General features: G+C 43.6%; 11 protein-coding genes and 1 pseudogene. 3 read left to right on the top strand and 9 right to left on the bottom strand.

All coding sequences use genetic code 11. The annotated features are described in order from the left end of the window. Positions 1–15: 15 nt before the first annotated feature. The 9 genes from BIZ36_RS21195 to BIZ36_RS17750 form a co-directional block, all read right to left on the bottom strand. Positions 16–423 carry a nucleotidyl transferase AbiEii/AbiGii toxin family protein gene (locus tag BIZ36_RS21195; RefSeq protein ID WP_286174944.1) on the bottom strand — a complete coding sequence of 136 codons (408 nt, stop codon included), beginning with the start codon at positions 421–423 and terminating at the stop codon, positions 16–18. Further along, complete coding sequence (locus BIZ36_RS21190) at positions 402–740, bottom strand: nucleotidyl transferase AbiEii/AbiGii toxin family protein (RefSeq protein ID WP_353616855.1); 339 nt, start codon at positions 738–740, stop codon at positions 402–404. The genes BIZ36_RS21195 and BIZ36_RS21190 overlap by 22 nt, the downstream gene beginning before the upstream one ends. Positions 741–871: 131 nt before the next feature. Beyond that, the gene (locus BIZ36_RS17780) at positions 872–1,672 is read right to left on the bottom strand and encodes a type IV toxin-antitoxin system AbiEi family antitoxin domain-containing protein (RefSeq protein WP_187459245.1); all 801 of its coding nucleotides are present in this window, start codon (positions 1,670–1,672) and stop codon (positions 872–874) included. A 288-nt stretch (positions 1,673–1,960) separates the two neighbouring features. Further along, positions 1,961–2,359, bottom strand: coding sequence for a hypothetical protein (locus tag BIZ36_RS17775; RefSeq protein WP_187459244.1), 399 nt, complete (start codon positions 2,357–2,359; stop codon positions 1,961–1,963). A gap of 10 nt (positions 2,360–2,369) precedes the next feature. Then, positions 2,370–4,910, bottom strand: a complete 2,541-nt coding sequence (locus tag BIZ36_RS17770) for a type IV secretory system conjugative DNA transfer family protein (RefSeq protein WP_187459243.1) — start codon at positions 4,908–4,910, stop codon at positions 2,370–2,372. Positions 4,911–4,946: 36 nt separating this feature from the next. Beyond that, a complete protein-coding gene (locus BIZ36_RS17765) occupies positions 4,947–5,204 on the bottom strand; it encodes a hypothetical protein (protein ID WP_187459242.1) in 258 nt (85 codons plus the stop codon). Continuing rightward, positions 5,201–6,760: a DUF3991 domain-containing protein gene (locus BIZ36_RS17760; protein WP_187459241.1), complete on the bottom strand. Its 1,560-nt coding sequence runs from the start codon at positions 6,758–6,760 to the stop codon at positions 5,201–5,203. The genes BIZ36_RS17765 and BIZ36_RS17760 overlap by 4 nt, the downstream gene beginning before the upstream one ends. 68 nt (positions 6,761–6,828) lie before the next feature. Next, a complete protein-coding gene (locus BIZ36_RS17755) occupies positions 6,829–7,671 on the bottom strand; it encodes a hypothetical protein (RefSeq protein ID WP_187459240.1) in 843 nt (280 codons plus the stop codon). Between the two features lie 126 nt (positions 7,672–7,797). Then, positions 7,798–9,024 carry a hypothetical protein gene (locus BIZ36_RS17750; protein ID WP_187459239.1) on the bottom strand — a complete coding sequence of 409 codons (1,227 nt, stop codon included), beginning with the start codon at positions 9,022–9,024 and terminating at the stop codon, positions 7,798–7,800. A gap of 49 nt (positions 9,025–9,073) precedes the next feature. Between BIZ36_RS17750 and BIZ36_RS17745 the strand changes: the two genes are divergently transcribed. The 3 genes and pseudogenes from BIZ36_RS17745 to BIZ36_RS17735 all read left to right on the top strand — a co-directional run. Beyond that, the gene (locus BIZ36_RS17745; protein ID WP_187459238.1) at positions 9,074–9,925 is read left to right on the top strand and encodes a M23 family metallopeptidase; all 852 of its coding nucleotides are present in this window, start codon (positions 9,074–9,076) and stop codon (positions 9,923–9,925) included. After that, positions 9,900–10,106 carry a hypothetical protein gene (locus BIZ36_RS17740; RefSeq protein WP_187459237.1) on the top strand — a complete coding sequence of 69 codons (207 nt, stop codon included), beginning with the start codon at positions 9,900–9,902 and terminating at the stop codon, positions 10,104–10,106. The genes BIZ36_RS17745 and BIZ36_RS17740 overlap by 26 nt, the downstream gene beginning before the upstream one ends. Positions 10,107–10,386: 280 nt before the next feature. Next, a pseudogene (locus BIZ36_RS17735) lies at positions 10,387–13,839 on the top strand (helicase-like domain-containing protein); the annotation flags it as partial. Positions 13,840–13,863 lie beyond the last annotated feature (24 nt).

The raw sequence follows: 13,863 nt of genomic DNA, 5'->3' as shown, positions 1-13,863 counted from the left end.
GTTGGTATAGGATTCTTAAAATATTCCCTTCAACAATGAAACGATATCGTTCTTTACCGTTTCGTATTCGACGACATTTTTTTCGGGTAGTTGATGCCCTAGGCTATTTGACCAAGCAGCTTTAAGGGCTTTTTCACTATCATCACTGACCATTTGGTCGATTCCCGTAAAAGCAAGGCCCTTAAAGGCCATTTTTTCGTGAAAGGCTTTTGTTGCCGCTGTCCAATCGATATTGGGCACATTCTTAGATAGATACCAAATATCATAAAAGTCTCTTGGGGCAGTGTAAGACCTTTGTATTAACGCCCGTAGTTTTTCTGCTAAAACCTCATTCAGCGAATAGCAAGGGACGGATAGGGGTTCCGACGATAACGCATCCGAATAGGGGTGGTGTACCTTCCTCAATTCGACGGGAAACACCATTCTTTCAAACAGGATGATCTCGATTTTAATGCTGGTCGTCCACCGATTCGGTATCGGTGGTGCCTGATTTGTGAATGGTCGGCGCCCCAAAATTTGATGGTTGCCTTATAGCCGGTCAACTTTTCATTGAATCGCAAAGGGGAAATTTCTTGGATATGAAGCGGGATTTCTGAACACTTCGTAATCAATCTCGCGATCTCTTTAAGCGTTTTTTTATCCAATGCGAATTCGGGATTGGTGGAAGTAAAATCCAAATCTTCCGAGAATCTGTAATCCGGAAAGTAGCATTTTCGAAGACAAGTACCGCCTTTAAATATGAGGGATTCCCTGCATAGGGGAATGGAAAAAATGGCATCGATAAAATGGCCAAGGACCCAATCCTTGTCTATGGTCGATTTTAGGACACCATTCGCTTCGGCTTTAATTTCAATTTCCCTTGTGAGCAGTATCAGTAGATTTTATTGGCTATGCCGATTAGTTCTTCCCTACTGATGTTCACGCGCAACCGCCAGTCACGTGCATACTCCCCCGAATCCGGTCCTTTGGGATCAAAAGGATTATAGGCCTCTTTGACTTGCTGAAGGGCATAGCCAACAAATGTTTTCATTCCCGGTTTATCGAAAAGCTGGGCCAAGAATCCCATTCTTTTAATGGCCGCAATATTATTGATGGCTCCGCAGTAACGGATCATCTTCTTGGAAGACAACTTTGCCTCTGAAAATGCCCGGATCAATTCCGCATATCCACCGGAGTATTTGGGGAGATCGAAACAATCGACTAAGGTTTTCTCCACGTCCGTAATGGCGTACCTATGGTTGCCATAACCTTCTTTTTTGACACCATCCCTTTTCCGCTCTGCTATGGTCACGAACTTATAAGCTACACCGAAGATTTTTTTATCCTTTTTTATTTTTGTGGTCTTGACGAAAACGGTGTTGGGGAACTGTTCGGTAAGCCCATGCAGGTTTAAGGCCGACCAATAGGCAATCGCACCATCGGGCACCAAGAAAGAACCGATTACTTTTTCGTCCCTAAAATTGGCACGGCAATATTTGCCCCTTTCGATGCGGGAGAACACTTTTTTATGGACGAGGTTCTCAATGATTTCGTTGATATCTTCCTTTTGGTCCGGAACAAGCCCTTTCACATCTTCCAAGGAGAAAATGTCCATTTCGTATTCATCCAATAAGAGCATAAGATCCAATTGCGATTGGGTTAGATTCTCGGATATGTAACTTCCTCTTGCCATTATATTTTGTTAAACGATAAACCCTAAAAAATGGGGTTTATCTATAAATGAAATATCAACCAATATATAAAGTTTCCGCCAACATGAGCCACTTTATAAAATAATTTACTCTTATTCACTAAATGTGTCCAAGTTTGATATTGGCTTGGTATATAACGTATATTCGGAGTTTGAATTGACTTACAGGGCTTGGACTATTGCCCAACCTTAAGGAAGTAAAAAGCAAGATTAATTTTTAAAAATTAAAAAGTAATGGCCGCAATCTGCTATTGCTGAATTTTGCATCGGCTAAATCTTCTTCTTGAACTTCATCAATGCCTCAACAATATCCGACTCCAATTCGCGATACTCTTCTTGTACATCGGTCTGATAAACCACATTCTCCCCTATATTGTGCTTAGGAATAAATTCATTGTCAGGAGTTAAAATCCATGCCATATTGTAGCCTAGCATATAATAATACAGTACCAATTTAATCGAGGTATAGGAAAACGTACCTCGCTCTACATTCGTAAGGGTATAATAATCGATGCCAAAGCGTTCGGCCATATTTTTTCGGGAAAATTCGCTGTCCCGTTTGTTGCCGGAACTTTTTTCGATAAGTTCATCGCGTATCTGTCGCAGACGTTCCCCGATGTAGCTGAATTCTTCCGATGAGGCCTGCATTATTTTATCGATATCTTTCATAATAGGTTTTTCATTGTGTTTGTTCATCCACCATTTCTACGGGATAACTCGAATATAAGTTTTCCAAATCCCCAATATCTGAATCATCAAGCACTTCCGTTCGATGGGTTTTTGAAACTCTCTCAAATGTAGGGATTTCGTGGGCCTTTCTGAAGGCATCCGCCAATTCCCTACTGGCCCGTTTGTTGTACTGCTTCATAAAGTGTTGGGCAATATCCTCTTCTTTTTCCAGGGATTGGCCGATTTGGTCACCTGTCTTTGTTTTGTCGAAAACGGCCAATTCCGGTTTCTTCCCAGTAAAACTTTCATACTCTGCGGTCACGAGGTCATCCACATCCTGAATGACCTTTAGGAAATTGGCATCGAGAATCTGTTCGATTTCCTTGTTGACAAGCATCCGATCCACCAATTTTACGAGGAATGGATTCAGTTCGTCCTCAGTATCCTTTTTGGCGATAAAACCCTCTAGCTTTTGTAAATGGTCGTACATTCGAAGTTCGCGTACCAGTTTGATGAACTGCATCCGTTTGATGGTGTTGGGATAGTGACTTTCGGCGAACCCGCTAATATAGTCATTGTAAAAGCCCAGATAGTCCAATTGGTGGCAATCAATTTTCTGGACGATTTCAAAAAAGCCAAGAGCCTTCATCAGTTTCAATCGCTTGTTGACCAATTCGTCATGGTTTTTGCTCCTAAAATCGGTATGGCTCGGAATTTCGTGTTTCCCTTGTATTTTCTTCGACTCCATGTTGGGTCTCAGCAGTCCGAAGCACAGTTTTTGCTCGATGGGATGTTCAAAGGTATCCGCCACGATGCCCCCGAAATGCCCGGTGGACATACTTGTGATTTTGCTTTTGGGCAACAGTTCGGAGAGTATCGTACTGAAATTGACCGTTGTATCGTTGTTGGAAACGGCCTTGCTCTTTTTTTCCTGATGGATGCGCCCGAAAATATCGCTGATGCGACGTGCCGTCTCTCCTTTGGCCGCACCGCTGAACACATTGGAGCAGTTGTCGAAAATGACTTCGGCCAGTTCCCTGCCATAATCGGCGATCAATTGAGTGATGCTCTGAATGCCTAAAATGGTGGCCACATAGTGCGATCTGCCCGTATCGATGATTTTCCGCAATCCCATAATGAAAACGGTGGGGAGTTCATCCAAAATTAAGCCCAACGGTCTTCCGCCTGGTTTGTTGACCACTTGTAATATCTTGTTTATATAAAGTCCTATCGGGGCCGCATAGACCTCCGAACGATCGGGATTGTTCTGTATGCAAACGATTTTTGGCTTTTTGGGGTTGTTGAGGTCCAACCGGAAATCGTTGCCCGTCATGATGTAGTAGATCTCCTTGTTGGCCAGCATCGAAAGCGAGATTTGGGCACTGGCAGTCTGCCCCGCCAATTGTTGGCCCGCTTGTCGTTCCATAGCATCCTTGAAGGGAATCATCAGGCTACGGACCTCCACTTCGCGCATCATGATGGTTAATAGATATTCGATATTGACCGTGGAAAGGGTAATCACATGGGGCAGGGTACATATGTTCTTGCCTGTTTCCTCAGATTTTTTCTTGAGGTACCAAATTAGCCCCGACACAAAGCTGATGGCACTCTTGGAAAAGAAATCGCCGCGCTTGATCCAGTCCTTGTTAAGATTTTTCATAATGATGGTGGCCGCATCGGCGGCATCGGTCTGGTTGCGCATCAAATAGGGATCGATGGAATTGCAGCGATGTGATTTTTCGATGTTGTCAAAACTCAGCATATAGAATTCGGGCATTTCTACAAGTTCATCAGACTTTACTGCTATTAGTCTTTCCTTTTTTCGCATCCAATAGTTAAAGGCAATCTTGCTTAGGGTATCGAACTTAAAATCATAGATAAGCAGGGTAAATCCCTTTTCAATAAATTGCTCAATGATTTCTTCGATGAGGGCAAAGGACTTTCCGCTTCCGGGCGTCCCGATAATCAATAGTGCCCGAAAAAGGTTTACGAAATTGATCCAACCCTTGCGCAATTTTCCCTTGTAGCGGTATTCGTAGGGAATGTTGACCGAGTATGGTGTGTCTATTCGCTTTTCGGTCTGCCTAAAGGTTTCGTTCTTCTCATTGAACGGATCATCCTCGGCCTCGTTGCCGTAGTCCATAACCTGAAAAAGATGCACCGCACCCGAGACCGAGAATAAAAAACCGAGTATATAAAGTGCCAAAGAACACGATAGCAGTCCTGGCCGGGCCGGAACCAAATAGCCCGTTATCAAAAGCAATACCAGGCCTATACCAAAATAGAGAGCCCCTGCGGTAAATGACTTGCCTTCCTTTTTTCTGGGATTATAGAGCATGACCGAGCCCAAGATGCACATTAATAGCAGACCTCGACTGGCGAGTGGTCTTTGCAACGCCTCAAAACGCAATAAAAAATTATAACCTATATCGAACAGTTTGGAATCCCATTGTCCGTTTTGTAGAATGGGATAGTAGGTCATAAAGCCAATAATGGCAAAGACCGTTACCGAAAGCAACATGGCGGAGAATGCGAGATTCTTGTCGTTCATGACTTGTCCTTGGAAGTTGGAAAATTTGCTCCGTAGTTATTGGAACATCCGTTCCTTCCATTGTTCGACAACTGCTGATGAGGCAACGGGAAAGGAGACCTCGTGTTTGCCGATATATTCAATGGTCTCGTCCATTAAAAGGCCAGCCTGCTCATTGATGAACCTAGCGTAGGTATCCGCTTTTAGCAGCCTGTGTTTCAGATCCAAATCGTTTTCCTCTATGAGTGTGTCCAGCAGCGAAACGTAGTATTGATTGTCCCTTAGTTCTTCGGATAGTGGTTCCATGGTCTTCATGACAGAATGTTTTGTAAGTTATTGTTTTTTGAATTTATCTTGGATTTTTGGTCGCTCTTTTCGTAAACCTGCGCGGTTCTTCTCCTTAAGTGCACTTTTACCGCCGAGTAGGGAATGGCATAGGTGTACCTCAATCCAAAATCACACTCTAACCCATTTTCCTTGATGGATTTTACGATTCCTTGGTTGGTGCCGTCCTCTGGTCCATTAGCCGTATATAATTCGATTTTATCATCAACAGCGATCTTTTGCCTTTGTACGGTTTCCATTCTTACATATTTCTCTTTTTTGGTAGCCTTCAGGTCGTCGTTCCAATCTTTGCTCTGTGATTTATGAAGGTCGGCCCCGAACGGAAGGTAGAGGGCATTGATGGTGTCCAGTATGGTTTTGAACGCGTTTTGCTTGCTACGGGTTACATTGGCCATTTCGTGTAACGAGAATTCCAAAAGGATTTTATCGGAGAACCCGACGCAGCGGACGGGACCGAAAACCAAACCGTGCTTCGAGATATCGGAGGTCAATTTCTCATTCAGAATTTCGGTATGAAGGGGGAGTCGGCCCCTTGTCTTTTCCGTATAGTGGATGCGTAGGCATGCATTTTCGGAGCGAAATGCGGTCTCGATATTGACATTCGGATTGTACTCGTTAATCAGGGCCGCAAAGACTTTAAGATCGAACTCACGGCCCTTGAGGTCATTGTCCAAAATGGATATGAGTCTTGTACTTTCGTTTGTCAACATGGGTCGAACCAGTTGCAGAAAATGTTGCAGCTTTTCCCGGTACACATTTCCCTCAAAGGACACATAAAAATTGTGGGGTTTACCGTGAAGTTCGTGATAGGAGAGCAGGTCGATACCGCTTTCCCCAAAGATGATTTTTTTCGGATTTTCAATGGGTTTGGAATGAAACAACAGATGGTCTTTTTGGTTCAGTACCAAGCGAAACTTTTTGGTCTCATTGTCCTTTTTACTACGATAAGGCTTATTGTAAAGGATGTAATTTTTTGCATTACCGTCCGAATCGTATTTCGGAAAAGCAATGTTGGCAATCCTGCCACCATTGTCACGAATGTGATAGGCGTTATAGATTCGGCCTTGAAATGGTGGGCTGTTCAGGGTTTTGCGTGAGATGCCCCTTTGCACCATTAGATATTGAGAGTTCAGCAAGGGCTTTATATTATAATTTTCTTCCAAGGACTTTGCTCGGACATTCGATTTTTTGGGTTTCAGAATATCATTTTCTATGGTATTGGATTGATTCGCGATTTCCAGGCCCGCCTGTACGGCCTTATAAAAATTAGGGCTGCGTTGCATCAGGTATTTGAAGAACAATCCTTTATCAAGGGAATCGTTTCGATTAAAATAGGTAACGGGATTCCTTTTCGTTTGAAGGACGATTCGGTCTTCGTCATTTTGAAATTCCATGGAACCTGAGCTTTTGTTGATGAGTTTATATCCGTTCCGTTGTAAGTACATAGCGAAGTCGACCTCTTCGTTGATCTTGGCAATCAATCGTTTATAATGTTCGGGGTTATCTCCATAGTTCGGGCTTTTCATGAAAAGGGTTTAGAATGGCCGACATAGTTGATATGTCGGCCATTATGTTGAGTTAGTAAAAGAGAGGATTACAGGCTCATGGCCGCGTTAGGCTGTTTCTTTTTTTTTAAGTCGCCAACCGTCATTTGCTCCTTTTTGCCGACCTTCTCGGTCTTGGCCTTTTCTAATGAGCGGTACCTAAAGGTCTCCGTTTTCGGGTTCCAACTAACCAAATAGGTCGATGGCCCGTTTTTGGTTTTTCGGATCGTGATTTTGGTCTCTATGCCTTTGTTAATGGAATCCGCCTGTTCTTGCGTTAGTTGCTGGCCCAATATCCATGAATTGCTTGACGGTACCGATTTGGTTCGGATATCGTTCAAACGTGGCTCGTAGTATGCCATTTTCTCGAACTTTTCCCCATTCAGGGAAGTGCCGGTAAAAACTACGTTCTTGCCCTCCTTTACCATGGTGTTGTATTCCTCATTCGTAAATTGGTGTTGGTAGGCCTTGGCATCTTCCAGTTTTACAGGTTGCTTGCGTTTGATCTGTACATCAAGCCTCGAACCGGAAACAGGGCTATAAAGAAGTTGTACCATTCTTACGTTTTCCTGAATGACCCCATCTTTGGGTTGCGCCGTGCTGATCAGATATTCCTGGCCTTTGATGATCCTATCCTGCACATTGGGTTGCAGTTTGTCAAAGCTGATGTAGGCACCTTCAAGTCGCTCTTTGGCCTCGCCCACCGCAAATTTTTGGTCCGGGAACTTTTGAATTTCCAGATACTTGCTGTCCTTCTCAATCTCGAAGGGTAGGTTATCGGCCGTCTTGACCTTGAACGTGTTTTCGTCTACGGATACCGCCTCGCCCCTTTGCCATACCTGATTGAGCTTTATAAAAACTTTCTCGATTTGTTTTTCTGCTTGTTTTTCCATTTTTGAGTGATTTTTGATTGTTAAGGAATTTGAATTTTTTTAATTTTGAATTTAACAAGCAGTTCAGGAGTGATTTGCTTGTTAAGGAATTTGAAGGAAAGAGGGCGGGAGCGCCCTTTTTCCATTTTACATTGCGATTCTATAGTCTTTCCATTGCCCCTCCTTTCCTTTTTGTTGCTGACCTTCGGTCGATTCCCATTCCGAATACCAATTGTGGGATGTCGGTTTAAGGATTTCGATGGCCTTGTCCAAATAATTCTTATAGTACGACCAGACTAACAATCTGATGGCATTGGCTTCCAACGGTAAGCGAACTTTGATCTGTTCCCCGTCCTTGGATACCATGATGCTATATCGGTTCAAACGGCTCTGGTCGATAATCTTATTGTATTTCATAAAACTTTGGGCCAATTCGGCATTGAACTGTCGGGTGTGGTTGTAAAATTTGGAAAAGGACTTTTCGTTGCCCATCGGAAAATGGAGTGCCATATCCCTGTCGGTCAAGCTCAGTTTGAAATCAGAATCTTCCACGTAGGATATGAAATGGAGATCGCGCAGATACCCTTCCAGTTTTTTGTTGCCGGTAAAACTCAAAAAGAGCTTATCGACCTTGGTAAGTCGTTGAATCTGGAACAGTATTCGGGTCGTTTGGGTATTGATGGCACCCAGTGCGAGGTACACCACATTGTTCAAACTGAACTTTCTATGAAATGCCAACGCTTCTTTAGGATCTTTGAACAGGAACAGCCCATCGATTTTTTTGGGGATGTTGGAATACCACAATGAATGTGTGATGGCCGATTCCCTAAAAGGCAGTACTCCTTTATCGGTATCAGCAAAATAACCACAGACCTCGTTTTGGATGTTGAACAGCGGAAATAGGACTTTGCCCTCTTTGTCTTGAACAATACGTCCCTCAAAAGGGCCCAAGTCTTCCGAACTGGCATAAGGCCAATCCGCGTTTTGATTCAGGGGAAGGCCGTAATCGATAAAATGGTTAAAGTCTTTCCCAACCGTTTCCATGGTGTTTTTTGTAGTGTCCGAAATCAATAAATCTTCTGTGCGTATCACCTCGTTATAAAAAGCGTCCACTTTGTCCCATAGCATTTCCTTGTTCTCCCCTTCGGTCTTCGATACATAGGCGGTAATCAGGTCCGAAGCCGATAGCTTTTCCTCTGGCCGTTCTATGGTATAGTACAGATATGCTTTATCGGAATAGAGGACCACGTAGTACGAACCTCCACCCTTGAAGATATAATGGGTCGCTTCCTTCTGGAATAGTTTAAAACCCAAATGCGTGAACAGTTTTGGGAGGTCGATGCGATGGTCTTCGGTAAGCCACTTTTCAATCATTCTTTGTTTATTTGTAAATAAATTATAAATTTGTATATAAAGCAAATATATGAATTTTTTTGATTCTGCAAATTTATGGGGTAAAAAATTAAGGCTTGTCGGGCATAGTTATGTAGGGGGATTGGGTCGGAAGGAACTGGCACATCTTCTATTACTGATACTTCTTGGCCTTTTCTATGTTGTTGGAAACAGTTTCGGTTTTTCGGAAAGAAAACTTGAAGAAACAACCGTTATCATGGAAAGCTATGCCGAACGTCTCCAAACCAATTTGGAAATGAACCTTTCCGACAGTACAATTGTGTATAAGGAACGAGAACAGTTATTAAAGGCCATCGAGGAACGGATTGCCAAGTACCTATATCAAATTCCCGATTATTCCTATATAACGGCTTTGCAAACATACTTAAAGTCCCGACCGGAACTGTTACACCAGCTTCCTTCATGTGTTCCCTTGGAGAAAGGCGATTATTCGTTGTCGAGCGGTTTTGGCCTTCGTGTCCATCCCATTTCAAAAAAACCTACTGCCCATTTTGGAATCGATCTGGCCGCTCCATCGGGCAAGCCCGTGTATGCCTCAGCTGCGGGAACCGTGGCGGACGTCATCCGTTCGGAAAATGGTTACGGTACCCATATCATCATTAGGCACCGGTTCGGATTCAAGACCCTCTATGGGCATTTGGACAAAGTGTTGGTTGTCAAAGGACAGACCATTGAGCAACATGAATCCATTGCCACGGTAGGCAGTTCAGGAAGTTCGACAGGGTATCATCTGCACTACGAAATCTGGAAGAACGAGAAGAAAATAAACCCAAGACCTTCCTTCAACTTAAAGAAAACCATTTATGCCGAGGTCATGAATACAAAGCCAAGCAATCATGGAAAAGAAGAACAAGGAAAATGAAAGTCACGTTTTTGAAATAGCCATGGTAACCCAATCCTTCGTTTACTATATTGATAGCAGTGAATGTGATGACAATGGTAGCGTGAAAATGTACGAAAAGGAATCGGGCCGGTTGGTATCTGACAACTATATGGCCAATAGGGACATGCACGAGAACCTGTTGTATTTCAATTACGAGTAGATCAGTGAAAGGCTCCAATATTCAAGAAAATGTATGGTGTAAGAATGCAAAATCATTCTTGCCACAGCATATTATCAAGAAAATGAAACCGAACATAGGGGAATTCTCGGTTGGTCGGAGGTTGCCAAACTAAAATTTAACAATGCCCTATTGGAGAACTTAGGATTTACACTCTCAAAACATGACTTCCAAGAAGTTCTAAAAGGTATCAATCCCAATAAAAATAAAGGTCTGACTATGTAGCATACGTATCTCATCAAATTCCTTAACTCACTCACTCATGAAATACTCAAAGAAAAGGTATCTCGACCATTTGGTCAGGACCCTAGACGCACTCCATGCCCCAGAAACCGACCAGCACCTGTTTATAAACAACCTCGGTTTCGGCAATATCTACGATATACTAAAAAAAGAAGAATATCGAATCGTTTTTATGGAACGGTTGGAACGTTATTTCGGTTCGGAATATGCACCGACAGTTTTGGAAAGCTTGGAGAAAAGCTCCCTTAACTCCTATTTTACACCTGTTCCCATCGTACAATCCGTTGTTTCATTTTTAGATGGATTGGAAGGCTTTCACCCCAAGACTGTCTTAGAGCCGAGTGCGGGGAACGGGCTTATCATAAGGGAATTGTTGAAGCAGTTTTCTTCGGCACGGTACACCGCCTTTGAGAAAGAAATATTGACCACCCGTATTTTGGAACATAATTTCAAGCCGAATGCCAATGTCAGGATTTTTGGTGTCCCTTTTGAATATTTGTCCCAGACCGATGCGGACAAATCCTATGATTTGGTAATCAGCAACATCCCCTTTGGGGCGAACAAGGTTTTTGATACCGCATTATGTGGTCATCCCTTGCAAAGCCAAATTTCAAAGAACGTCCATTCCTATTTTGTCTACAAAAGTTTGTCGTGCTTGAAGCCGGCGGGGGTTTCTGTTTTGATATGTACCAAGAACTTTATGGACAAGATGCAATATGCTCCCATCCGGAAACACTTGATGGAAACCAACAATTTTTTGGGCGGCGTTCGCCTGCCCGATTCGGCCTTCGCCCAGGAAAATACGGCCGTGGTAACCGATATTTTGATTTTTCAGAATAATCAAGAAATCGCCACAACGACCGAACAGCAAAAGACAAATGCGCTGTTTTCCGATACCGTTGAAATCGATGTAGGCGAAAACAGCGTTCAGTTCAGTTCCTACTTCTCAGTCTACGGGGAAAAAGTTTTAGGCGACATTGAGGAAGGGGGCCTTTACGACCGAACCGATTACACCGTAAAGAACGCATTCGGTTTGGAAGGTCTGCAAGAAGCCATAACCCAAAGATTGAACGGCATTCATTTGGCGGAAAAAAATGAAATGATAAAGAAAAAACCCATTGAATTTACGCCAAAAGAATCCGCCGTGCCTATCTCTGAGTTGCAGTACAATGGCGTCCTAAAGACCGGTAATCTGGTCATCAGGGAACAGAAGGTGGCCAAAATCCTTGAGAACGGGGCATTGGAAATCTTGACCATCAAGCCCAAGGAATTTGACAAACTTTCGAAAATTCTGGCCTTGCGCGATACCTACCTCGAACTATTGGATACCGACCGCAGCAAGGGACAGGAAAACTTGGACAGTCTTAATTACCAATATGACCTGTTCGACTTTCAGTATGGAAAACTGCACGATAAGGCCAACTATACCTTCGTGACATTGGACATTCAGGGGCCGATGCTCCTGGCCTTGGAAAGACCTGAAAACGGCACTTTCGTTAAGGCCGATGTTTTAATCAATCCTTGGAGTGGTCAGGCAGAAACACCCGAAAAACTATCGTTGGAGGATGCCATCTATTTTTCGTTGAACAAATACAATTGCATCGATACGGACATTTTGGCTAAGATGACCGGAGAGCCCAAGGAATCGGTCATCAAGGATGCCTTGGAACGGCAATTGTTGTTCCTGAATCCGGAAGGGAACGAAGTAGTGCTGGCTCCCAAATTCCTTTTTTTATCCGGAACCATCTACGAAAAAATCAATTTTTATCGCAAGAACGATTTTGGACCCTATCAATCCTACGTCGATAAAAATTACATTGATAAATCCATTTTGGCCTTGGAAGGGGTAAAACCGCCCATTACACCCTTTGAGAATCTTGACATCAAATTGCATGAACCTTGGTTTCCGTTGGAGATTACGCAGGCTTTTCTATACGATACCTATCAAACGTTGGTGCATATCGCCTATAACGAAAGCACATCGAAGTATATGGCTAAAATCGAAACCTATGAATTTCAGGAGGTTCGAAAGTTCTATGTACGGAGCGAAAACCGCAGCTATTATTTTACGGACATCCTGGAAGGTGCGCTCAACTCGACCATCCCCTATATTTCGAAAGGGCCGAAAGGAAACAAAAAGACCGATAAGGCGAAAATGCAGGAAATCCGTATCAAGTTTGAACTGCTCTACAAGGATTTCCATAACTATATCTTGGGAAAATCCGAACTCAAACGTCGACTGGAATTTATCTTCTATAAAATGTATGATGCCAAAGTACACCCCAAGTATGATGGCAGCTACCTGAAATTTGAAGGGCTGCAACAGTTTACCCCGTACCAAAGCCAAAAGGACACCGCGGCAGGCATCATTATCAACCAAGGATTGCTCGTCAACAAGGAAGTGGGTTTTGGTAAGACCCTGGATATGGCCTTGGCATCTTTCAAACTGAAGGAACTTCATTTGTCCAATAAGACCTTGATCATCGGACTGCGATCCACCGTAGTGCAATTGGAAAGGGAACTGCTCAACGCCTTTCCGAACATGAAATTGTTGGTCGCCCATGACAAGGTGGTCAGCGGCCTTGCCAACCGGAACGCTTTTTTTGCCAAAATTGCCGTTACCGATTGCGACGTGGTACTGATGAGCCACGACACCTTTAAGTTCATTCCACAATCCCCGAAGGTCATCCACAAAATCATCAGCGAGGAACTGGCCAACCTTGAACGCGACCTGAGCGTCATCCATGAGGACAAATATTCCATCAGCAAACGGGTGCTCAAAGGCCTGCAACAATGACGGCAGAACCTGAAGGCCACTTTGGACGAAGTGTATTTTCAGATGCAACAAAAACAGAACGAGGTCATCAATTTTGATCAAATGGGATTTGGGCACATCATGATCGACGAATCGCATAAGTTCAAGAACCTGATGTACACCACACGGCATAACCGGGTCGCGGGACTGAATACTAACAAAGGCTCGCAGCGCAGTAAAAACCTTTTGGTGGCCATCCGAAATCTACAAATGGCAAAAGAAAGGGATTTTCAGGCCACTTTTCTGTCGGGTACTCCCATATCCAATTCCATTACCGAGGTCTATGTGCTGTTCAAATACTTGATTCCGAACCGAATGCGGGAAATGAACATTACCTCCTTTGACCAATGGGCACAGGTGTTCGCCAATAAATCCTATGAGTTCGAGCCAACGGTTTCCGGCGATTACAAGGTGCGCGAGCGTTTCCGCTCCTTTAAGAAAATGAAACTCTTGTCCTCGCTCTACAACGAGATTTCGATCATCGTCAACGGCACAACGCACCAAATTGACAGGCCCAAAATGCAGCTCGATGTCCATACCCTAAAGCCCACCCCCGCCCAATTGGCCTATTTTGAACGGATAAAGGAATTTCTACAGAGTGGAGACAGCAACCTATTATATGGCGGAAAGGAATATACCGAGGAACAGAAAAGTGCCTTGTCGTTGATAGCACTCCATCAC

Source organism: Cytophaga sp. FL35 (assembly GCF_014349235.1).
Classification (GTDB): Bacteria; Bacteroidota; Bacteroidia; order Flavobacteriales; family Flavobacteriaceae; genus Euzebyella.
The sequence above is the reverse complement of the archived record's forward strand: the minus strand, read 5'-3'. Positions and strand labels throughout refer to the sequence as shown.

What these genes read in the sequence shown, in the direction of transcription:
- BIZ36_RS21195 (WP_286174944.1), bottom strand. Translation starts at nt 423, where the DNA reads ATGGTGTTTCCCGTCGAATTGAGGAAGGTACACCACCCCTATTCGGAT.
- BIZ36_RS17780 (WP_187459245.1), bottom strand. Translation starts at nt 1,672, where the DNA reads ATGGCAAGAGGAAGTTACATATCCGAGAATCTAACCCAATCGCAATTG.
- BIZ36_RS17775 (WP_187459244.1), bottom strand. Translation starts at nt 2,359, where the DNA reads ATGAAAGATATCGATAAAATAATGCAGGCCTCATCGGAAGAATTCAGC.
- BIZ36_RS17770 (WP_187459243.1), bottom strand. Translation starts at nt 4,910, where the DNA reads ATGAACGACAAGAATCTCGCATTCTCCGCCATGTTGCTTTCGGTAACG.
- BIZ36_RS17765 (WP_187459242.1), bottom strand. Translation starts at nt 5,204, where the DNA reads ATGAAGACCATGGAACCACTATCCGAAGAACTAAGGGACAATCAATAC.
- BIZ36_RS17760 (WP_187459241.1), bottom strand. Translation starts at nt 6,760, where the DNA reads ATGAAAAGCCCGAACTATGGAGATAACCCCGAACATTATAAACGATTG.
- BIZ36_RS17755 (WP_187459240.1), bottom strand. Translation starts at nt 7,671, where the DNA reads ATGGAAAAACAAGCAGAAAAACAAATCGAGAAAGTTTTTATAAAGCTC.
- BIZ36_RS17750 (WP_187459239.1), bottom strand. Translation starts at nt 9,024, where the DNA reads ATGATTGAAAAGTGGCTTACCGAAGACCATCGCATCGACCTCCCAAAA.
- BIZ36_RS17745 (WP_187459238.1), top strand. Translation starts at nt 9,074, where the DNA reads ATGAATTTTTTTGATTCTGCAAATTTATGGGGTAAAAAATTAAGGCTT.
- BIZ36_RS17740 (WP_187459237.1), top strand. Translation starts at nt 9,900, where the DNA reads ATGGAAAAGAAGAACAAGGAAAATGAAAGTCACGTTTTTGAAATAGCC.